The 22402-nt window shown below is 56.5% G+C and carries 18 protein-coding genes; 3 read left to right on the forward strand and 15 right to left on the reverse strand.

All coding sequences use genetic code 11. The features are described 5' to 3' along the window. Positions 1-4: 4 nt before the first annotated feature. The 11 genes from phnK to treR form a co-directional block, all read right to left on the reverse strand. Entirely contained in the window at positions 5-796 is a 792-nt protein-coding gene (gene phnK / locus TU92_RS03665; RefSeq protein ID WP_112164606.1) for a phosphonate C-P lyase system protein PhnK, read from the reverse strand. Next, entirely contained in the window at positions 793-1671 is an 879-nt protein-coding gene (locus TU92_RS03670; RefSeq protein WP_112164607.1) for an alpha-D-ribose 1-methylphosphonate 5-phosphate C-P-lyase PhnJ, read from the reverse strand. The genes phnK and TU92_RS03670 overlap by 4 nt, the downstream gene beginning before the upstream one ends. Beyond that, entirely contained in the window at positions 1661-2743 is a 1083-nt protein-coding gene (locus TU92_RS03675) for a carbon-phosphorus lyase complex subunit (RefSeq protein ID WP_112164608.1), read from the reverse strand. Before TU92_RS03675 ends, TU92_RS03670 begins: the two co-directional genes overlap by 11 nt. Then, positions 2743-3324, reverse strand: coding sequence for a phosphonate C-P lyase system protein PhnH (gene phnH, locus TU92_RS03680; protein WP_112164609.1), 582 nt, complete (start codon positions 3322-3324; stop codon positions 2743-2745). The genes TU92_RS03675 and phnH overlap by 1 nt, the downstream gene beginning before the upstream one ends. A 3-nt stretch (positions 3325-3327) precedes the next feature. Beyond that, the gene (phnG, locus tag TU92_RS03685) at positions 3328-3771 is read right to left on the reverse strand and encodes a phosphonate C-P lyase system protein PhnG (protein ID WP_112164610.1); all 444 of its coding nucleotides are present in this window, start codon (positions 3769-3771) and stop codon (positions 3328-3330) included. Further along, a complete protein-coding gene (gene phnF / locus TU92_RS03690) occupies positions 3772-4497 on the reverse strand; it encodes a phosphonate metabolism transcriptional regulator PhnF (RefSeq protein WP_112164611.1) in 726 nt (241 codons plus the stop codon). 224 nt (positions 4498-4721) lie between these two features. Then, positions 4722-5186 carry an anaerobic ribonucleoside-triphosphate reductase-activating protein gene (nrdG, locus tag TU92_RS03695; protein ID WP_112164714.1) on the reverse strand — a complete coding sequence of 155 codons (465 nt, stop codon included), beginning with the start codon at positions 5184-5186 and terminating at the stop codon, positions 4722-4724. Positions 5187-5190: 4 nt separating this feature from the next. Continuing rightward, positions 5191-7329 (reverse strand): anaerobic ribonucleoside-triphosphate reductase, encoded by a 2139-nt coding sequence (gene nrdD / locus TU92_RS03700; protein ID WP_112164612.1) that lies wholly within the window; start codon positions 7327-7329, stop codon positions 5191-5193. A gap of 332 nt (positions 7330-7661) precedes the next feature. After that, positions 7662-9305, reverse strand: coding sequence for an alpha,alpha-phosphotrehalase (gene treC / locus TU92_RS03705; RefSeq protein WP_112164613.1), 1644 nt, complete (start codon positions 9303-9305; stop codon positions 7662-7664). A gap of 47 nt (positions 9306-9352) precedes the next feature. Beyond that, positions 9353-10771 (reverse strand): PTS trehalose transporter subunit IIBC, encoded by a 1419-nt coding sequence (gene treB / locus TU92_RS03710; RefSeq protein ID WP_112164614.1) that lies wholly within the window; start codon positions 10769-10771, stop codon positions 9353-9355. 140 nt (positions 10772-10911) lie between these two features. After that, entirely contained in the window at positions 10912-11862 is a 951-nt protein-coding gene (treR, locus tag TU92_RS03715; protein ID WP_112164615.1) for a trehalose operon repressor TreR, read from the reverse strand. 361 nt (positions 11863-12223) lie between these two features. Between treR and mgtA the strand changes: the two genes are divergently transcribed. Together mgtA and TU92_RS03725 are read left to right on the forward strand one after the other, a co-directional pair. Further along, a complete protein-coding gene (gene mgtA, locus TU92_RS03720) occupies positions 12224-14926 on the forward strand; it encodes a magnesium-translocating P-type ATPase (protein ID WP_414063933.1) in 2703 nt (900 codons plus the stop codon). 129 nt (positions 14927-15055) lie between these two features. Then, a complete protein-coding gene (locus tag TU92_RS03725) occupies positions 15056-17449 on the forward strand; it encodes a beta-N-acetylhexosaminidase (RefSeq protein WP_112164617.1) in 2394 nt (797 codons plus the stop codon). 64 nt (positions 17450-17513) lie between these two features. Here the strand turns inward: TU92_RS03725 and TU92_RS03730 are convergent, their stop codons facing one another. The 4 genes from TU92_RS03730 to TU92_RS03745 all read right to left on the reverse strand — a co-directional run bounded on the left by TU92_RS03730 (position 17514) and on the right by TU92_RS03745 (position 21069). Continuing rightward, positions 17514-18488 carry a TerC family protein gene (locus TU92_RS03730; protein ID WP_112164618.1) on the reverse strand — a complete coding sequence of 325 codons (975 nt, stop codon included), beginning with the start codon at positions 18486-18488 and terminating at the stop codon, positions 17514-17516. A 285-nt stretch (positions 18489-18773) separates the two neighbouring features. Further along, positions 18774-19520 carry a glutamine amidotransferase gene (locus tag TU92_RS03735; protein WP_112164619.1) on the reverse strand — a complete coding sequence of 249 codons (747 nt, stop codon included), beginning with the start codon at positions 19518-19520 and terminating at the stop codon, positions 18774-18776. 26 nt (positions 19521-19546) lie between these two features. Then, complete coding sequence (locus TU92_RS03740; protein WP_112164620.1) at positions 19547-20533, reverse strand: Gfo/Idh/MocA family protein; 987 nt, start codon at positions 20531-20533, stop codon at positions 19547-19549. Between the two features lie 29 nt (positions 20534-20562). After that, entirely contained in the window at positions 20563-21069 is a 507-nt protein-coding gene (locus TU92_RS03745; RefSeq protein ID WP_056782395.1) for a M48 metallopeptidase family protein, read from the reverse strand. A 171-nt stretch (positions 21070-21240) separates the two neighbouring features. Here TU92_RS03745 and rlmG point away from each other — a divergent pair, with 171 nt between their 5' ends. Further along, positions 21241-22392 carry a 23S rRNA (guanine(1835)-N(2))-methyltransferase RlmG gene (rlmG, locus tag TU92_RS03750; protein ID WP_112164621.1) on the forward strand — a complete coding sequence of 384 codons (1152 nt, stop codon included), beginning with the start codon at positions 21241-21243 and terminating at the stop codon, positions 22390-22392. The last annotated feature ends 10 nt before the right edge of the window (positions 22393-22402 follow it).

Genomic DNA, 22402 nt, shown 5'->3' on the forward strand with positions numbered 1-22402 from the left:
AAGTTTAGGAAAGCACGGAAGACACTAAAAGCTGAGTGTAAGGATGATGCGGATCGTCGAGCACGCGGTCGGTTAATCCACTTTCCACCACCTGACCCTGTTTCATCACCAGCAAACGGTGCGCCAGTAAGCGCGCGACGCCTAAATCGTGGGTGACAATCACTACCGCCAGCTGCATTTCCACCACCAGCGTGCGCAGTAAGTCCAGCAGTCGCGCCTGAACGGACACATCCAGCCCGCCGGTTGGCTCATCCATGAACACCAGACGCGGATGCGTCACCAGATTACGGGCGATTTGCAGACGCTGCTGCATGCCGCCGGAAAATGTGGTCGGCAGATCATCGATGCGCGACACCGGAATTTCGACATCTTCCAGCCACTGGCTGGCTTTCTGGCGGATATCGCCGTAGTGCCGCTCGCCGACCGCCATCAGACGCTCGCCGATATTGCCACCCGCTGAAACCTGACGGCGTAGGCCGTCCATCGGATGCTGATGCACCACGCCCCAGTCGGTGCGCAGCAGGCGACGGCGATCGCTTTCGGCCATGTCATACAGTGACTGCGCGGCGGCCTGACCGTTGTTGTAAATGACGCTTCCCTGCTGCGGTGCGAGCCGCGCTGAAATCGACTGCAACAGTGTGGTTTTGCCCGAACCGGATTCGCCGACAATGCCCAGCACTTCGCCCGGATACAGATTGAATGACACATCGCAAAAGCCTTTGCCCGGCGCATACAGGTGAGTCAGGTTATTCACCGACAGCAGCGGCTCAGCGGTGAGATGTAATGGCGTAGTCATGGGCGGTTAACCTCGTTGGAAGCCTGTTGCTCAACTTGCTGAGCGCAGAAATCAGTGTCTGAGCAGACGAACATGCGGTTGCCCTGATCGTCGAGCACCACTTCGTCGAGATAGCTGTGGCGCGAACCGCAGATGGCGCATGGTTCGTCCCATTTCTGGACGGTGAACGGGTGATCGTCGAAGTCCAGACTTTCGACTTTAGTGAACGGCGGCAGGGCATAAATGCGTTTTTCGCGCCCGGCACCAAACAGTTGTAAGGCGGGCATCATGTGCATTTTCGGGTTATCAAATTTCGGGATCGGCGAGGGATCCATCACATAACGATCGTTCACCTTCACCGGATAAGCGTAGGTGGTGGCGATATGCCCGAAGCGCGCGATGTCCTCGTACAACTTCACCTGCATCACGCCGTATTCCTCGAGCGCGTGCATTTTGCGGGTCTCGGTTTCGCGCGGTTCGATAAAGCGCAGCGGCTCAGGGATCGGTACCTGAAAAATCAGGATCTGATCTTCCTGTAACGGCGTTTCCGGAATGCGGTGACGGGTCTGGATCAGGCTGGCGTCGACGGTTTTCTCGGTGGTTTTCACGCCCGCAACGCTCTGGAAGAATTTGCGGATCGACACGGCGTTAGTGGTGTCATCTGCGCCCTGGTCGATCACTTTCAGCACGTCTTTTTCACCGATCACGCTGGCGGTGAGCTGGATCCCACCGGTGCCCCAGCCGTAAGGCATCGGCATTTCACGCCCGGCGAAGGGCACCTGATAGCCGGGGATCGCCACGGCTTTGAGGATCCCGCGGCGGATCATGCGTTTGGTTTGCTCGTCGAGATAACCGTGGTTATAGCCGGTGAGCACTGGCGCTGAATTATTGTTCATTGGCGGAGTCCTGTTTTTTCGAGGCGCGCAGGCGTTTAAGTAATTCCAGCTCCGCCTGAAAATCGACGTAGTGCGGCAACTTGAGGTGCGAAACAAAACCGGCCGCTTCGACGTTATCGGCGTGTGACAGCACGAATTCTTCGTCCTGCGCGGGGCTTGTGATCAGTTCGTTGTGCTCGCGGGTTTGCAAAGCGCGGTCGATCAGGGACATCGACATCGCCTTGCGTTCGGCGCGGCCAAACACCAGGCCGTAGCCGCGCGTAAAGTGCGGCGGCTTGTCGTCCGGTGCGACAAAACCGTTCACCATCTCGCATTCGGTCAGCAGGATTTCGCCGATATCAATCGCGAAGCCCAGCTCTTCCGGCATGATTTCCACCGTCAGCCAGCCGGTACGGATCTCCCCGGCGAACGGATGCGTGCGGCCATAGCCGCGCTGCGTGGAATAACTCAGCGCCAGCAGAAAACCTTCGTCTCCCCGCACCAGCTGTTGCAGACGCGCCGCGCGGGAGGCCGGAAACACCGGCGGTGTGCGGGTAATGTCTTCCGGCTCGGATCCGTCGTCCTGTTCGGCTATGGCCAGCTGTTGCTGCGTCAGCAAATCAAACACGTGGCCGCAGTTTTCCGGCTGCGCGTCGTCGGCAATCGGCGTAAACGGTGCTTCGCCCTCGGCCAGCAGCGCAAAATCCAGCAGCCGGTGGGTGTAATCGTAGGTCGGGCCGAGCAACTGGCCGCCCGGCAAATCTTTGTAAACGGCTGAAATACGGCGCTCGAGGCGCATCGCAGCGGTGTCGAGCGGCTCGCTGGTCGCCAGACGCGGCAGGGTGGTGCGATAAGCGCGCAGCAGAAAAATGGCTTCGACCAGATCGCCGCCGGACTGCTTAATCGCCAGCGCCGCCAGTTCGCGGTCGTAAATTCCGCCTTCGCTCATCACGCGATCGACCGCCAGACCCAGCTGTTGTTCGATCTGGTCACAGCCCAGTTCATTCACTTGCGGATTGCCACGGCGCTCACACGCCAGCAGCTGATGGGCGGCGGCTATCGCCTTTTCTCCCCCTTTCACAGCGACGTACATCAGCACACCTCCACGCGCGTGGTGCGCGGTATGGCAATCATTTCTTCGCCGCAGGTGAACATAAAATCCAGTCCCAGCGGGAAGCGGTGAGGGCGGCGGGTCAGATAATCACGCACGGCGTCCGGCAGCTGCGGCGAAATCGTCCGGCTGCTTTCGATACCCGGACCGGATAGACGCAAAGAGGTGCCGCCGGTGAGGCCAGCGAGCTGAACGATGACGCTGGTCGCCAGCTCCGGCGACATCTCATCTCCGCAGGGGAAGGCCAGCAAGGTGGCGCTGTCGAGCGCCGGATCGGCGAGAGCAAAACTGACGGCGGCAGGATTGTCGGTCAGCACCGCGCCGGTGTGAAAACGCAGATTCTTACGCAGAATCTCATCGTTAAGCGAGGCGCTCAGCCACAGCGGCGTATCCTGATCGATAAGTGTCAGCAATACACAGGCGCTGGCGGAACCGAGTGCGCCAAATCCCTGCATGGCGGGTAACTGAATGCAGACGCCCGGTTCGCTCAACGCTTTGAGAATACGGCGGAAACTGTATTGCGCATCGGCAACCGGATTTTGAAAACTGGCAACAAGTGACATGAATTATTCTCCGCGAACCAGGGTAAAGAAATCGACACGACTGGCAGCCACTTCACGGGCGCGCAGCTCGCGGCGCTCCTGTTGTATGGCCGCCAGCGGGGCGATGATCCGTTTGTGCAGCAGCTCGTCCATGCCTTGTATTTGCAGCAGGGCGTCGATCACGGCGCACAGTTCGGCGTGGGGTTTATTGCGACCGGCGACGTAGCTGTAACCATACACGACGCCTTCCATCAGGATCACCGCGCGGGTGACGGTCATATCGCCCATCACGAAGCGTTTTCCTGTGCCGCCCATGCGGCCCTGAAGCTGTGTCAGGCCGGTTTCAGCAGCGCGTATGCGTTCAAATTGTGGGGATAAATTCAACGGCTGCCAGTGCGCGAGCAGTTCGTCGGGGCGGCTGTGAGCCAGCACCGACATCCAGCGCTGGCGGGTTTGCAGGTGATCCATTCAGTGCTCCATGGTCAGTTCGATCATGTCGGCGCGAGTCAGGCTGACGGAGTATTCCGCCACCGTGTCGCTGCCTTCACGAATGTTCAGGGTGCGCACACACAGCAGCGGAGCCTGCGGCACGATTTCGAGTAATTTGCTCTCTTTGGCCAGTGCGCGACGTGCGTTGATGCGGGTCGTGCGGCGGCTGAGTTTTTGCTTAATCTCTTCGCGGATAAAATCGTGCAGCGAGCCGCTGTGGAAGTTTTGTAATGCAGGCCACCAGTCGAGATCCGGCAGATAGTGGTCAATCACACAGACCGGCACGCCGTTGACGCGGCGCAGCGTGCGCAGATGGATAACCGTCTCGCCTTCCTGCCGCGACAGCGCTGTCGCCACGTGATCGGTACAAGGGCGCAGTACCGCCAGCAAACGTTCGCTGGTCGGGTGGCTCCCCTGATCGAGCAGGTTCTGGCTGAACCGTGCCTGGGAATGCAGCGGATAATCGTAAGGGCGCATCAGCACCAGCGTGCCAATTCCCTGGCGGCGTTGCAGCCAGCCGCGATCGACAAGCTCATCCACCGCGCGACGCAACGTATGGCGGTTCACCTGAAAACGTTCGGCAAGCTGCTGCTCCGGCGGCAAATAGTCCCCGCAGCGGTAACCGTTGCGCAGTTCCTGTTCCAGCTCGGCAGCGATTTGCTGATAAACCGTAGTGTGACTGGTCGGATGTCTAGATAAGTTCATCACAATGAATACCTCGCATAGGATAAACGGGCAGTGGCAGTGAATTTTGAAGAAGGGGAGCGGGTCATGATGCAAACCTCAGTAGGGCGTTGGCATCATGTTGGCGCAGCTTAATGACAGTTGGGTGAAGGTCAGATTGCAGAGAAGTGAAGATGAGGAATATTGCTGAATGGAATTTTGAAGCATCGAGGGGAAGCGTTTCCCCTCTGCATAGCTCGAGCTTTTTATCTCAGGTAATGAATTACCTGATTTCCGCTGCCGCGCCAGATGAGCGACGGGTCTTTCAACTCCTGCACGAATTTGCCGTCGACCAGAACATTGATGAGCGCGGTCACCTCCTGTTGTTCAACAGTCAGTTCGTCAAGGATATAACCGGTCCACATCCACACGTCTTTGCCCGGACATTCTGCCTGCACCCGTAACAGCAGCTGGCGGATTGCCGACAGGTTTTTCGGATGCAGCGGATCGCCACCCGACAACGTTAACCCCTGACGCGGGATCACTGTGTTTTGCAGATCGGCGATGATGCGGTCTTCGTCTTCTGGTGTAAACGGCTTGCCCGAATCCAGCCGCCAGGTGCTTTTGTTGTAGCACCCGCGGCATTCATGCACGCAGCCGGAAACAAACAGCACACAGCGTGTTCCCGGCCCGTTAACGACATCGATCGGGTAATATTGATGGAAATTCAACGTCTCAGCCCAGTTGACCATTGCCTAAATGTTTCACGCGGCGCTTCACTTCTTCCTGCTTACCGGCGTTGAACGGACGTGCATCCGGGCTGCCGAGATAACCGCAGACACGGCGGGTGACTGACACGCGTGAAGGCTCGTGGTTGCCACATTTCGGGCAGGTGAAGCCTTTGCTGGTGCACTCGAATTCGCCGGTGTAGCCACAGTCGTAGCATTCATCGATTGGCGTGTTGGTGCCGTAATACGGCACGCGGGTATAGCTGTAATCCCACACGTCTTCCAGCGCTTTCAGGTTGTGTTGCAGGTTCGGATACTCGCCGTAGCAGATGAAACCGCCGTTACTCAGTGGCGGATACGGCGCTTCGAAGTCGAGTTTTTCGTACGGATTCACTTTCTTCTCGACGTCCAGATGGAAGCTGTTGGTGTAGTAACCTTTGTCGGTCACGCCCGCCACCAGCCCAAATTCGGCTTTATCGAGACGGCAGAAGCGGTCGCACAGGTTTTCGCTCGGTGTGCTGTAGAGGCTAAATCCGTAGCCGGTTTCGTCTTTCCAGCTTTCGGTCGCGTCTTTCAGGCGGCCTACAATGGCTTCGGCTTTTTCGCGCAGCTGGCTGGCGTCGAAGACATGGGTCTGATTGCCAAACAGTGCATTAATGGTTTCATGCACGCCAATGTAGCCCAGCGAAATCGACGCCCGGCCATTTTTGAAGATGCCGGAAATATCGTCGTCGGCTTTCAGACGTACGCCGCACGCCCCTTCCATATACAGAATCGGCGCGACGCGGGCTTTAATCCCTTCCAGCCGTGCGATGCGGGTCATCAGCGCTTTTTTCGCCAGCAGTAAACGCTCGTCGAGCAGTTTCCAGAACGCGGCTTCATCCTGTTTGGCTTCCAGCGCAATGCGCGGCAGGTTCAGGCTGATCACGCCGATGTTGTTACGGCCTTCGTGGATCATCTCACCGTTTTCTTCGTACACGCCGAGGAAGCTGCGGCAGCCCATCGGCGTTTTGAACGAGCCGGTGACTTTAACTACCTGATCGTAATTCAAAATATCCGGGTACATGCGCTTGCTGGCGCATTCCAGTGCCAGCTGCTTGATGTCGTAGTTGGCGTCACCGGCTTTGTGATTTAGCCCGTCACGAATGGCGAATACCAGTTTCGGGAACACGGCGGTTTTACGATTTTTACCCAGCCCTGCAATGCGGTTGCGCAGAATAGATTGCTGAATTAAACGTGATTCCCACGTGGTGCCGAGACCGAAACCGAAGGTGACGAAAGGCGTCTGGCCGTTAGCGGTGTGCAGCGTGTTGACTTCATATTCCAGCGACTGGAAGGCGTCATAACACTCTTTCTCGGTGCGGCTGTGGGCGAAAGCCTCGACGTCGGCGACCTGCCATTCCTGCGCAATCGCGCGGTGTTTTTCGTAGCTGGACGTGACAAATGGCGCGAGCACTTCATCGATGCGGTTTATGGTGGTGCCGCCGTAAATATGGCTGGCGACCTGCGCGATAATTTGTGCGGTTACGGCGGTGGCGGTGGAAATTGACTTCGGTGTGTCAATTTCGGCATTCCCCATTTTGAAACCGTGATTCAGCATGCCTTTAAGGTCGATCAGCATACAGTTGAACATCGGGAAAAATGGCGAATAGTCGAGGTCATGATAGTGGATTTCACCGCGCTCATGCGCCAGTACCACTTCACGCGGCAAAATATGCTGTTTGGCATAATGCTTGGCGACGATACCGGCCAGCAGATCACGCTGCGTCGGGATCACTTTACTGTCTTTGTTGGCATTCTCGTTGAGCAGCGCCATGTTGCTTTGCTCAACCAGACCGCGAATTTCCTGGTTCAGGCGTCCGCGCATTTCACGTTTGACGTCGCGGTCGTGGCGATATTCGATATAGGCGCGTGCCAATTTTTTATACGGCCCGGCCATCAGCTGGTTTTCTACCGCATCCTGAATTTCGTGAATATCGACGCGCGTCTGGTCTTGCAGATTTTCAGCGACAATGCGCGCAACCTGCCCGCAATACTCCGCGCTGTCGATGCCAGCGGCAATGGCGGCGCGTTGCACCGCTTGTTTGATCAGAACTTCATCGAAAGGGACCTGGCAACCATCCCGCTTGATGACGATGGGCTGCATTTTAGGGGAACGAGCGGGAACGGATCCGAGTCTGTCTGCCTTCACAATGACACTCCTTTTGAGCGCATTCCGCGCCCCACAAGGCCTGCGGGCCTGTTGTGCGGGTTTTGCGTGAAATCGCTATATATTGGGTTGGGTGTGTACTATACACACTACATATAGGAATGGCGCGAGCGTTAATTCTCGTTTTATTGACCGGGGACAAAGAATTTTTTCGTCGGAAGAAACCATGACCAAATGTAAATTCTGGCCCGAATTTTGCCTATTGTTTTTAAAGGAGAGGCATTAAAAACAACCGGGCAGGGCGCCCGGTTGAGAGGAAGATTTTCAGACTATTCAGCCAGTAACCAGGCACATTCGTAAGGACGAAGGCGACCGGAAAGCGGCGCATCGGCATAATTACTCAGCAGCGTTTTAGCGTTAAATTCCGGCAGGCTGAGCGCCTGTTCCTGCGCGCTCAGGTTGGCTACAACGCGCAGTGTATGGCCGTTCGCGGAGCGGGAATAGCACCACAACTGCGGATGTTCCGGCAGCAAATCCTGATAATCGCCGTCGGTCAACACCGGCACGGTCTTGCGCAGCGTGATCAGTTGCTGATAGAGATAAAACACCGAATCCTTATCCGCCAGCGCCTGTTCCGTATTGATCTCTTGTGCATTGTGGCTGACCGAAATCCACGGCGTGCCGGAGGTAAAACCGGCCTGCGGTTCGGCGTTCCACTGCATCGGGGTGCGGCTGTTATCGCGGGATTTGCGCGCTAAAATGCGCAGCAGCTCCTCGTTACTGCGCCCGTCACTTTTCAGTTCGGCAAACATGTTCAGGCTTTCGACATCGCGATACTGCTCGAGATGTTTAAACCCCGGATTGGTCATGCCGATTTCTTCGCCCTGATAAATGTACGGCGTGCCCTGCAACCCGTGCAGCACCATGGCCAGCATCTTGGCGGAGGTGGTGCGCAGCGCGCCTTCATCACCGAAGCGCGACACAATGCGCGGCTGATCGTGATTACACCAGAAAAGCGCATTCCACGCGTGGCCGTGCATTCCCTGCTGCCATTCTCGGAAAATCTGTTTGAGCTGAACGTAGTCCGGTGGCGCGTCAGTCCACTTTTCACCGTTCGGATAATCCACTTTCAGATGATGGAAATTAAACGTCATCGACAGTTCGCTGCCGTCGTTGGCGGCGTAGCGGCGGCAGTGTTCCAGCCTGGTGGAAGACATTTCACCGACGGTCATCAGCCCCAGGGGTTTGAACACGTCGCGGCTAAATTCCTGCAAAAATTCGTGAATGCGCGGGCCGTCGGTGTAAAAACGGCGGCCATCACCGGTCTCGTCAGCGGGGAAATCTTGTTGCTTGGAGACCAGATTGATCACATCCAGTCGCAGCCCGTCGACGCCTTTATCTGCCCAGAACTGACAGACCTGTTTGAGCGCCTCGCGCACCGGCGGGTATTCCCAGTTGAGATCCGCCTGCTCAGTGGCGAACAGATGCAGGTAATATTGCCCGCTCTCTTCGTGCCACTGCCATGCACCGCCGCCGAATTTTGAGCGCCAGTTATTCGGCGGACCACCTTCAGTCGCGCCGTCGCGCCAGATATAAAACGGACGGAACGCACTGCCCGGATCCTGTGACTGGCGGAACCATTCGTGATGTGTGGACGTGTGATTGAACACCATGTCCATCACGATGCGCATCCCCCGCTGGTGGGCTTCGGCGGTCAGGCGCTCGAAGTCTTCCAGCGTGCCGTAAGCCGGGTCGATCGCGCAGTAATCGGCGACGTCGTAGCCGTTATCAATCTGCGGCGACAGGTACATCGGCGTCAGCCACAGCGCGTCAACGCCCAGCGTTTTCAGGTAATCCAGCCGCTGCGTGATGCCGTTGATATCGCCGGTGCCGCTGCCGGTGGTGTCCTGAAAACTCTTCGGGTAAATCTGGTAAATCACGCCGTTTTTCCACCACGGCAATTCGCTGCTCATCGCATTTTCCTTATTCAATTCTTTCATTCATGCACGTTCTTAAAATCTCAAACAATAGCCAGTTCATCGCGGCGTACTTTGCGTTTGTAGACAAACACGGTCAGCACCATCGGGACGACAATCGCCACCAGCATCGCCACCGCGTAGATGCTCCAGAACTGCGGTTTGATGGATAAAATGCCCGGCAGGCCACCGACGCCGATGCCGTTGGCGATCACGCCGCTCAGGCCACAAATCAGGCCTGCTATGGCCGAGCCTGTCATCGCGCACAGCATCGGGAAGCGGTATTTCAGGTTGATCCCGTACATCGCCGGTTCGGTCACGCCGAGAAACGCGGAGATCGCCGCAGGTACGGAAATTTCACGTTCATTGTGTTTTCTGCTGACGATAATCACACCCACCACGGCAGCGGCCTGCGCAATGTTGGAAAGGGCGATCAGCGGCCAGACCGGCGTACCGCCGGTGCTTTGTACCATCTGCATGTCGATGGCCAGCGTGGTCTGATGCACACCGGTGATAACCAGCGGCGCGTAGAGGAAACCAAACAGTGCGGCCCCGATGGGGGCGAGGCTGCCGGTCATGACGAATTTCACTGCGAACGCGACACCGTCGCCGATCATGCGGCCAAAAGGCCCGATCAGCGTATGCGCGAGGAAGACGGCAATCAGCAACGATGTCACCGGTACAATCACCAGATACAGGTAATTCGGCACGATACGTTTGATGGCGTTTTCGATCATTGCCAGCGCCATACCCGCCAGCACGGAAGGGATCACCTGTGCCTGATAACCGACTTTTTCGATGGTGAACCAGCCGAAATTCCACACTTCAGGAATTTGCTGGCCGAGGTTGTAGGAGTTCATCAGTTGCGGGGAAACCAGCGTGATGCCGAGGACGATACCGAGGATTTCAGTGCCGCCCATTTTTTTGACGGTGGACCAGCACACGGCCACCGGCAGGAACATGAAGATCGCTTCACCGAGCAGCCAGAGGAAGTCGTAAATGGACTGCCACATCGGATGCATCTGCGCCAGCGTCTGGCCGCCGCTCATCGGGATATCGCCGATGACGTTGCGGAAGCCCAGGATCAAACCGCCGCTGATAAGCGCCGGTAACAGCGGGAAGAAGATTTCAGCGAAGTGCGAAATCCCGCGCTCGAACCAGCTCATGTTCTGGCGCGCGGCGATTTTGGCCTGCTCTTTACCGGCTTCGCTTTTGCCGGTGCTGGCGATCAGCACTTTATAGTAATCGTCCACTTCCGGGCCGATGACCACCTGAAACTGACCGGCATTGGTGAAGCAACCTTTGACCATCGGCAACGTTTCCAGCCCTTTCGGGTCGGCTTTCGACGGGTCATTGAGGACAAAACGTAGACGCGTAATGCAGTGAGTCACCATCGCGATATTGTCGCTGCCGCCGACGAGGGCGATCAGGCGATCAACATCCTGTTGCTTTACTTTGCTCATGAAAAAACCTTCTTGTTTTTAAATGCCGGTGTAGGGAACGGCTAAAGCATAGCGAAGGCGATGGGAATTTGTCTGGGAACGTTCCCGGTTTTGCCGGGACGATCACAAAGTTTCTGTTTTCCATGCTCAGGGGAGGGGGTTCAGACCGCCAGTTTTCCGGGGACGATCAGCTGTTTTAAGGTCGCGGAGCCGTCGAGTTGCGCCAGCAATTGTGTTGCTGCCGCCTCGCCGCCCGCGCCGTAGCCGAGTTCGACCGAACAAGATTCCGGAAACAGGAAATGCAGAAGCGGGTTATTGCCGATGCCGCACACCTGCACGCCGGTGATCTGCTGCTGTTGCAGGTATTTTTGTGCGCCGATGGCGATGGTATCAGAGGCGCAGATCACCGCTTCAATCCGGCTTTCCAGTAGCTGCGGCAGCAGGTCGAAACCGCTCTGATAGGTCAGCTCGCCGAGCACCAAGTGCGGCGTCAGGCCGTTTTCTTCGCAGAATGCCTGATACGCCTGACTGCGCTTCTGGCCGGTGGTGGTGTCATGGGGGGATACGCCGATAAAGCCGATGGAACGGATGTTTTGTGCCAGCAGCTTTTGCATCAGCAACTGCACCGCACCCGCATCGTCGTAACACACCGAAGATAAGCCCGGCATTTCACGTGCCAGCATCACCAGTTTGTCTTTCCACGGCATCAGTATCTGCGGGGATAAACCGGTAAAACCAAACAGCACCACGCCGTCGATATTGCGCTGCCTGAGCACCTGCAAATGTTCTTTCACGCGCTCGGCGCTGAATTGGCTTTCCAGTACGATCGGGTCATAACCCTGTTGATAAAACAGCGGCAGCATGGCGCGTACCGCCTGATTTTCGGAGGGAGAATCAAGGCGCGAGACGATAATCGCCACGATTTTATCGCTGAAACCGCGCATCGCCCGCGCCGATTTCGACGGGCTGAAATGCTCCTGCTCAATGACCTGCAGCACCCGCTCCCGGGTCTGCGGGCTGACGTTGCCTTCGTTATTTAACACGCGGGAAACGGTGGATTTCCCCACGCCGCTCAGGCGGGCAATATCATTGATGGTCAGGCGATTTTGCATGGTTTGTATAATTATTTTGTATGGTTAAGTTGATCAGGTTTAAAAATGGTTGCAGTTCACAGGCGTATACTCCGCTCAAATATCGAAGTTGCGCAATAGCAAACCGATACCCTAACGGATTTTCCTGCCCGATGCGTATGAATTTCCAAACCGTTCCTTACCGGAGGTGAAAACCCATGGAACCCGACCCCAATTCAGTAGGTCCGTTGTGATCCGGTAAGCACCCGCATTTTTGCTACTGCTTACCGTGACATTAAAAGTTATCAGGTAAGCGGTGGCGCACGTCTTTCGTTCGCGCCGTTTTTGTAAACCCTTTTGCCATGTCTTCGGCAGCTTTGCCGTGGACGCAACAAAGGTGCGAATCATGTTCAAAAATTTCACTTCCCGGCTGCTCAGCGCGCTCAGCCGTAATTTACCGCGCCGCTTAGTCCGCCGTGATCCGATGCTCGAAAATGTGTCAGTCCGCGCCGCACAGGCTGTGCCTGCCGCGATGGCCGCGCATTGTCAGGCCTGCGCACGCGCTACTGAAGACCAGCTGTATCTGCAATTTGGCAGCCATCCCGAAGGGCTGACCGGACCGGAAGCGGACGCCATCCGTGAAGTTTCCGGCCTGAACCAGACCGGCGATCAGCAGCCAGCGCCATGGTGGGTGCATCTGTGGCACTGCTACCGCAATCCTTTCAACCTGCTGCTAACCGTGCTCGGTCTGGTGTCTTACGCCACTGACGATCTGACGGCGGCGCTGGTGATCGGTGCGATGGTGTTTATTTCCACCTTTATGCACTTCATTCAGGAAGCGCGCTCCAACAAAGCCGCCGATGCGCTGAAAGCGATGGTCAGCAACACCGCCACCGTACTGCGCAGCGACGCACAAACCGGGCGCAGCGAAACGGTGGAAATCGCCATCAGCCAGCTGGTGCCGGGTGACCTGATCAAACTCTCGGCGGGGGATATGATCCCGGCGGATCTGCGCATTCTTTCCGCCAAGGATCTGTTTATCAGCCAGGCCGCACTGACCGGTGAATCCCTGCCGGTGGAAAAGCACGCCTGCGAAAAGAAACCCATCGCAAACGATCCGCTGGAACTCAACACGCTGTGCTTTATGGGCACCAACGTGGTCAGCGGTACGGCGATCGCGATGGTGATCGCGACCGGCAGCAAAACCTGGTTCGGCCAGCTTGCCGAGCGTGTGGTGCAGGAAGACACTCAGCCGAACGCCTTTCAGGCCGGGATCAGCAAAGTCAGCTGGCTGCTGATCCGCTTTATGATGGTGATGACGCCGGTGGTGCTGGTGATCAACGGTTACACCAAAGGCGACTGGTGGGAGGCGGCGCTGTTTGCGCTCTCCGTGGCGGTCGGGCTGACGCCGGAAATGTTGCCGATGATCGTCACTTCCACGCTGGCCAAAGGCGCGGTGAAACTGTCGCGTCAGAAAGTGATCGTCAAACGTCTGGACGCCATCCAGAATTTTGGCGCGATGGACATTCTCTGCACCGACAAAACCGGGACGCTGACGCAGGACAAAATCGTGCTGGAACGCCACACCGATGTGCTCGGCGTGACCAGTGACGATGTGCTGCATCTGGCGTGGCTCAACAGCCATTATCAGACCGGGCTTAAAAATCTGCTCGATGTGGCGGTGCTGGATGCAGGCGATATCGCGACCGCGCATAACTCGCTGAAAGTGGATGAGATCCCGTTCGATTTCGATCGCCGCCGCATGTCCGTGGTGGTCGCTGAGAACGATCAAAACCATCGCCTGATTTGCAAAGGCGCGCTGGAAGAGATGCTGTCGATTTGTACGCTGGTGCAGCTCAACGGTGAGATTGTGCCGCTGACCGATGCGCTGCTGACGCGGATCCGCCGCATCACGGACGACCTTAATCAGCAGGGGCTGCGCGTGGTGGCCGTCGCGCACAAAGTGATGCCTGCGCGCACGGTGGGTTACGGCGTGCCCGATGAATCCAGCCTGATTCTGGCCGGATATATCGCGTTCCTCGATCCGCCAAAAGAGAGCACCGCTCCGGCGCTGGCAGCGTTACAGCGTAAAGGCGTGACCGTCAAAATTCTCACCGGCGATAACCCGCTGGTGGCGCGTAAAGTGTGCAAAGACGTTGGCCTTAAAGTCGATACGGTGCTGACGGGCAGTGATATTGATGAACTGGATGACGTGCAGCTGTTGCGCGTCGCCCGCGAAACCACCGTGTTCGCCAAACTGACCCCGATGCACAAAGAGCGCATCGTACGCGTGCTGCGTGGCGAAGGCCACGTGGTTGGATTTATGGGGGATGGCATCAACGACGCGCCTGCGCTACGAGCGGCGGATATCGGGATTTCGGTCGATTCGGCGGTGGATATCGCCAAAGAAGCGGCGGACATTATCCTGCTGGAAAAAAGCCTGATGGTATTGGAGCAGGGCGTGACAGAAGGGCGCAGAACCTTCGCCAATATGCTGAAATACATCAAAATGACTGCCAGTTCCAACTTTGGTAACGTGTTCAGCGTGCTGGTTGCCAGCGCCTTTCTGCCGTTCCTGCCAATGTTGCCGCTGCATCTGTTAATTCAGAACCTGATTTACGATGTCTCTCAGGTGGCGATCCCGTTTGATAACGTCGATGAAGAGCAGCTGGCGAAACCGCAGCGCTGGAACGCCGGTGATATCGGCCGCTTTATGGTGTTCTTTGGTCCGATCAGCTCCGTATTCGACATTCTCACCTTCAGCCTGATGTGGTGGGTCTTTAAAGCCAATACCGTTGAAGCGCAGACGCTGTTCCAGTCCGGCTGGTTCATTGAAGGGCTGCTGTCGCAGACGCTGATTGTCCACATGATCCGCACCCGTAAAGTGCCGTTCATCCAGAGCCGCGCCTCATGGCCGCTGTGCATCATGACGCTGATGGTGGTGGTCACCGGCATCGCGTTGATCTACTCGCCGGTTGCCGGATTCCTGCAACTGCAGGCGCTGCCGCTGAGCTATTTCCCGTGGCTGATCGCGATTCTGGCGGGCTACATGGTGCTGACTCAGTGTGTCAAAGGCTGGTTCGTGCGCCGCTACGGCTGGCAGTAACCACTGCGATGTCACAGAAAGACGGTGATTGTTAACTCAGTCACCGTCTTTTTTTTCACCACCGGCTATAGTTATTCCTTTGTATTTCATTCATCTACGATGCTTGTCTTAATCTGAGGAATTTCACCGATGTTATTGCCTTTCCGCCGTACCCTTCTTGCAACGTCGCTTTTTCTCACCGCGTCCGCTCTGGCTGCACCGGCCGGAAATTTACCGCTGATGCCGTGGCCGCAGCAGGTGGAGGTCACCTCCCCGGCGGGCAAATTTGTGCTGACGGATGCTTTGCAGATCCAGGTCAGCGGCGACCAGTTGATGCCCGAAGTAAACCGCTGGCGCGAACGGCTTGCCCGGCAAACCGGCTGGTATTTATTGCCTCAGGCCCAGGAAAACGCGGGCGGACAGGCCGCCGTTAACATCATCATCAAACAAAAAGTGGCTGAACAGCCTGAACCGGACAGCGATGAAAGTTATCAGCTGACCGTGACGCCGCAGGGCGCGACGCTTACCGCTAATACCCGTTTCGGCGCAATGCGCGGCATGGAAACGCTGTTGCAGCTGGTGCAGAACGACGGCGAGAATACTTTTATTCCGCTGGTCAGCATTCATGACCTGCCGCGTTTTGCGTGGCGCGGCGTTCTGCTCGATTCCGCCCGTCACTTCCTGCCAGTCCCCGATATCAAACGCCAGCTCGACGGTATGGCGGCAGCGAAACTTAACGTCCTGCACTGGCATCTGAGCGACGATCAGGGCTGGCGCTTTGAATCGCAGAAATATCCCAAATTGCAGGCGCTGGCGAGTGACGGACAGTTTTACACCGTTGCGCAGATGAAAGAGGTGGTGGCTTACGCCACGAAGCTTGGGATCCGCGTGGTGCCGGAAATCGATATGCCGGGCCACGCTTCGGCGATTGCGGTGGCGTATCCCGAACTGCTGAGTGCGCCGGGACCTTACAAAATGGAACGATCCTGGGGCGTGCATGAACCGACGCTCGATCCGGGCAATGAAAAAGTCTACGCCTTTGCCGATGCGCTGGTCGGCGAGCTGACGCAGATCTTCCCTGATCCGTACCTGCACATTGGCGGCGATGAAGTGGATGCGACGCAGTGGAAAAATTCGCAGCCGATTCAGGCGTTCATGAAAGAGAAGGGCATTGCCGATACGCACGCGTTGCAGGCCTATTTCAACACCCGGTTACAGGCGATCCTTCATCAGCATCAGCGCAAAATGGTCGGCTGGGACGAGATCTTCCACCCGGATCTGCCGCACGACATTGTGATCCAGTCATGGCAGGGGCCGGACTCCCTCGGCGCCAGTGCGCAGAAGGGCTATCAGGGGATTTTGTCTACCGGCTTCTATCTCGATCAACCGCACAGTTCGGCCTATCACTATCGCAACGAAATTCTGCCGCAGCCGCTCGGTGTCGATCAGAACGTCGCCGACGGCGAGAAAGCGCAAAGCTGGACATTCACCATGCCGCGCCTGAAAGGTAAACCGGTGGACGGCAGTTTCACGCTGATTGAAGGTAAAAACGGCTGGCGCGGGTTTATTGATTTCAAAGGAAAAACCCGCCGCGCGGTGCGTGATGTGGTGGTGAAAGACGACGGCAATGTCCGGTTTGCGGTCGATACCTGGATGGGCGATACGCAACCGGTGCTGACGCTCAAAGACGGCAAACTCGGCGGCTATTTCATCATCGGCAATGCGCGGTATCCGGTCACCGGCAGCCCGCTCAGCGCCGTGCCTGACGGCCAGCCGCCGGTCGTGCCGGATGTGGCAGGAATGAAGAATATCCTCGGCGGTGAAGCAGCGCTGTGGCAGGAAAACATCACCTCGCAGATTCTGGACATTAAACTCTGGCCGCGCGGTTTTGTGGTGGCTGAACGGTTGTGGTCGGCGCAGGACGTCAAAGATACGGGCAACATGTATCAGCGGCTGGCAAAAATCGACGCCTGGTCAGTGGTATCGGCAGGGCTGCAACAGCACGCCGAAACCGCGCGGCTGATGACGCGCTTGTCAAACAGCGCTGATATCGCGCCGCTTCTGAGCTTCTCCACCGCACTCGAACCGGCGCAGTATTACACCCGTCAGCACATCAAATTCCAGGCGGGACATTACACCCAGGCCGAACCGCTGAACCGTCTGGCCGATGCGCTACCGGCGGAAAGCAACGCGGTGCGTGAATTGGGTACTCACGTCAGCGCGCTGGTGCAGGATCCGCAAAATGCACAGGCGGCGCAGGCCGTGCGCTCTCAGCTTGAAAGCTGGCAGCGCAGCGCGGAGCAGGTGAAACCGGTGCTGGCGCAAAATTACGTGCTGAAACCGTTGCAGCCGGTAGCGCAGCAGCTCGGCGCATTGTCGGCAAATGGCCTGATCTGGCTGGAGAAACTGCAAAAAGGCGAAACGCTGAACGCGCAGGAACGCCAGCAGGCGCAGTCGCAACTCGACGACGCAGCCAAAGTGCAGGACGAAGTGGTGCTCGTGGTGGTGTATCCGCTGGAGAAATTACTGGCGGGTGTGAAGTAACGTGGTTGCGTAAAACAAAAAAGCGCGACCGGTGAAGCGGCCGCGCTTTTTATTCAATCTGTCGTTACGAATGACCGGCTTTCTGACGATCGTTGCGACGGTTCACCCAGGTATTAATGAGCAGGGTGACGATCAGAATCGTAGCGATCACGCCAAGCGACACGCCCACCGGAATGTGGAACACGTCGAGCAGCAGCATCTTGATACCGATGAAAATTAAGATCACTGCCAGACCGTATTTCAGCATCGAGAAACGTTCTGCCACGCCCGCCAACAGGAAGTACATCGCACGCAGGCCGAGGATCGCAAACAGGTTCGACGTCAGCACGATGAACGGGTCAGTGGTCACGGCGAAGATCGCCGGAATGCTGTCGACTGCGAAAATCACGTCACTCAGCTCGACCATAATCAGCACCAGCAGCAACGGTGTCGCAAACAAAATACCGTTGCGGCGCACGAAGAATTTCTCGCCATGCAATTCATCGGTCATACGCATTTTACTGCGCAGCCAGCGGATCATCGGTTTCTCACCGACCTCGCCGTCGTCTTCTTTGGTCAGCGCCATCTTGATGCCGGTAAACAGCAGGAACGCGCCGAAGACGTACAGGATCCAACTAAACTGACCGACCAGCCAGCTGCCGGCGAAAATCATACCGGTACGCAGAACAATGGCGCCGAGCACGCCGTAAATCAGTACGCGGCGTTGCAGGTTTGCCGGGATGGAGAAATAACTGAACAGGATCAGCCAGACGAAGACGTTATCCACCGCCAGCGCTTTTTCCAGCAGATAACCGGTCAGGAACATGGTCGCCTGCGCGTCCGCCACTTCGCGACCGACTTCGCCGTTGAGATACCACCAGAAGCCGAAGTTAAACAGCAGCGACAGTCCAATCCACACCAGCGACCAGATGGCCGCACTTTTCATGGTCATGACCTGCGCACCTTTGCGCCCCTGCAACAGCAGGTCGAAGGCGAGCATAATCACCACCACCACAGCAAACGCGCCCCACAACATCGGGTTGCCCACTGAATTCATCATTACGTTGTCCTCCGAAAAAACATCAAAAAAAAACGGCCAGCGTCGGAAGACGTTAGCCGCTCTCTCTGAGCTATAAGCAACCTCGCCTTCCGGCAAGGTCTCACTTACAAAAAATCCTCTTTTAAAAAGATTTTTTGCCCCGGTAACCGGGTGACTGAGACGGCGTTTTAACGCGGGTCCAGACACCGTAATGACGATTATCCGACGAAGAAGTTACTCCCCTTTGCAGGTTGAAAATTAATTCAAAGTGTTACTGCTGTCAACATTTTGACATATCTTTGCACATTAACCCGCCAGCGCCTGACGCTTACCCAGCGCGCCGACGAAGGCCAGCAGTAATCCCTGACTGAGCGGTGTTTCGCTAAGTTGCTGAGCCTGATGGGTAAAGTCCACGCTGTCGTCTTCGGCAATGGAGCCGAGCCACGACAGATAGGTTTTCATCACCGCCAGACTGAATTCAGGATGGAACTGCGTGCTGATAGCATTCGGGCCGTAGCGCAAGATCTGATGCGGATCGTGCAGCGTTTTCGCCAGAACCGTCGCCCTCGCCGGGGGCGTCACCACGGTTTGCAGATGGATAAGATTCGCGGCGAACTGCGCCGGCAGCTGCGACACCAGCGGATCGAGATGCCCGGCGGGCGTCAGCGTGACCTCGTGGGTACCGACTTCAATGCCCTGCGGATGGTAATCCACCTCGCCGCCCAGCGCGTAGGCCATCAGCTGGTGTCCGTAGCAGGCGCCAAACATCGGCAATTCCTGCAACATGCCCAGACGTACCCAGTCTGCAGCCTCCTCGCTCCACGCCAGATGCTCGGTCACCATGCTGCGCGAACCGGTAATAATCGCACCGCAATACTGGTCTGGCGGCAGCGGGCGTTCACCAGCCTGTAAATCGACAATCACCACCTGCTGCGGATCGATATCGCCCTGACGAATAAACATCTGCGGGAAATTATCGTGCGCACGACGGATAGGCTCCGGTGCGTGACCGGTTTGCAAAATCAACAACGGCTTCGGACTGGATGCAGTCATCGGTGACTCCCGAATTGCGACAAAGGTTAAGGCTGATGGTCAGCAGGGAATACCACACCGGTCTGACGGCGGATCTCCGTCAATACTTTGGCGGTGATGCGCGACACTTCCAGCCCCGGATGGGCGACAAACTGGTTATCCACCAGAATTGCAAAAGTTTCCGCTTCATACAGCATGGTATTGATGTGCTGCGGCTGCGTCAGATCCAGCTTCTGGCTGCCGCGCGGCGTCAGGCTGAGCGTCTGGCATTCGGACAGTTTTTCCATCTGCAAGGTGCCTTCTTCGCCCTGAATTTCGCTCGGCAGATGGGAATCGCTGATTTTGGAATGGTTGATAACCACTTCGAAGTCGTCGGCATACGCCAGGATCACCGTGCCCTGACCGTCCACGCCGCTTTCCAGCAGGGTCGCCGTGGCAGTGACCGACTCCGGCTCGCCAAACAGCGCGATGGTACTGGCCAGACAGTAATAGCCGATATCCATGATTGATCCGTTGGAAAACGCCGGATTAAAGGTATTCGGGTTCTCACCGGCCAGATAACGCGGATAACGTGACGAATATTGGCAGTAGTTGAAAATAGCTTTACGCAGCTTACCAATGCGGTTCAGCGCGCCCTTCATGTGCAGGAAATTTGGCAGATAGGCCGTTTTAAACGCTTCGAACAGCACGACGTTATTTTCTTTCGCGCAGGCTATCAGGCTTTCAGCCTCGGCCAGATTGGAGGCCAGCGGCTTTTCACAAATCACGTGTTTTTTATGGCGCAGGAACAACAGCGACTGCTGGCAGTGCAGGGAATTCGGGCTTGCGATATACACGGCGTCAATGACATCAGAGGCGGCCATTTCGTCCAGTGAATCAAAGAAGTGCCCGACCGGATAATCCTCACCCAGCTTTTTGGCACCTTCCAGCGTACGTGAATAAATCGCCGTCAGTTTCATCTTGCCGCTTTCGTGCGCAGCATCAATAAAGCGTTGGGTGATCCAATTAGTTCCGACTACCGCAAACCGAATCATGAGAAATCCCTATAGTTGGTAGTGAATTATTATTGGTACAACTTACCGAATATTTCCAGATGCGTCAGGTACATGCGCGTATCGAATTCTAACTGATGATAGTCTGGCGTCATATGACAGCACAGGCTGTAGAATGCTTTGTTGTGATCTTTTTCTTTCAGATGTGCCAGTTCGTGCACCACGATCATCTTCAGAAAGGCTTCCGGCGCGCTTTTAAAGACGGTCGCGACGCGGATTTCCGCTTTGGCTTTCAGCTTACCGCCCTGGATGCGCGATATGGCGGTGTGCAGCCCCAGCGCGTGTTTCATCACGTGGATTTTGTTGTCGTAGGCCACTTTACTTAACGGCGATGAACTGCGCAGAAACTGGTTCTTCAGGTCCAGCGTATACTGATAGAGCGATTTATCGGTGGTCAGCTCGTGCGGTTGCGGATATCGCGTCAGTAATACTTTACCTAAACGTTCCTGGTCGATTAACTGACGCACCTGAGCCTGAAGATGCTCGGGATAGCCTTGCAGATAGGTCAATTCAGGCATAACTGGTTGCTTTGTCTCTTATTGACGGGAAAAAGGTGCCGCAGCGATAAGCATGGATTTTGGCGCGATCGCAGGGATCCGGCAGATAAACCCCTTTTTAACTGAAAAAACATTTTACTGATAGCCCAATTTAGGGGATAAACAGCGCAAATTGAATATTGAGGAGGGCCAATGAGCCAATTCGAAACCGAAGTAGGTGGTCAGTTGCTGCAACTGAGTCTGGAACGTTATCCGCAGGACGAAGCGGCAACGCAGTTGCAGGCCTGGGAAGCGGCCGATGAGTATCTGCTGCAAACCCTGAACACCGCTGAGCTCAATGGCCGTCCGCTGCTGATTTTCAACGATGCGTTTGGTGCGCTGGCCTGTGCGTTACAGGAGTTCAATCCAACCAGCATCAATGACTCTTTCATGAGCCAGCTGGCGACGCGCCATAACCTGCGTCTGAACGGGTTTGATGAAGACGCCGTGGCCGCGCAAAGCAGCCTGGTGCCGTTGCCGATCAATCCGGGTCTGGTCATCATCAAAGTGCCAAAAACGCTGGCGCTGCTGGAACAGCAACTGCTGGCCCTGCGCGAAGTTGTAACGCCTGAGACGCAGATCATCGCCGCGGCGAAAGCCCGTGATATCCACACCTCGACGCTACAATTGTTCGAGAAAATTCTTGGCCCGACCAAAACCAGTCTGGCGTGGAAAAAAGCGCGTCTGATCCACTGTGAAGCGACGCTGCCTGCGCAGGCAGCCGAACCGGTGATCGCAGAGTGGGCGCTGGATGAAACCGAATTCCGCATTTCCAACCACGCGAACGTGTTCTCACGTGGCGGTCTGGATATCGGCGCACGTTTCTTTATGCAACACCTGCCGGAAGGTATTGAAGGGCGTATGGTGGATTTAGGCTGCGGTAACGGCGTGATCGGCATGACTGCGCTGGCACTGAACCCGGATGCCGAAATGCTGTTCGTGGATGAATCCTACATGGCGGTGGAATCGAGCCGCATCAACGTCGAAAACAATTTGCCGCAGGATGTCAGCCGCTGTCATTTCGAAGTGAATAACATGCTGGCCGGTGTTGAGCGCGAAACGCTGGACGCGGTGCTGTGTAACCCGCCATTCCATCAGGGCGCCGTGGTCAGTGATGACACCGCATGGCGTATGTTCTGTGATGCCAAACGTTGCCTGCAAACCGGCGGTGAACTGCGTATCGTCGGCAACCGTCATCTTGATTACTACCAGAAACTGCGCCGGTTGTTCGGTAACTGCACCACCATCGCCACCAACCAGAAGTTCGTGATTCTGCGTGCGGTGAAGACGGCGTCGCAGCATTGATTTGAATGAC

The sequence above is a fragment of the Rahnella inusitata genome, from assembly GCF_003263515.1.
GTDB classification, from domain to species: Bacteria; Pseudomonadota; Gammaproteobacteria; order Enterobacterales; family Enterobacteriaceae; genus Rahnella; species Rahnella inusitata.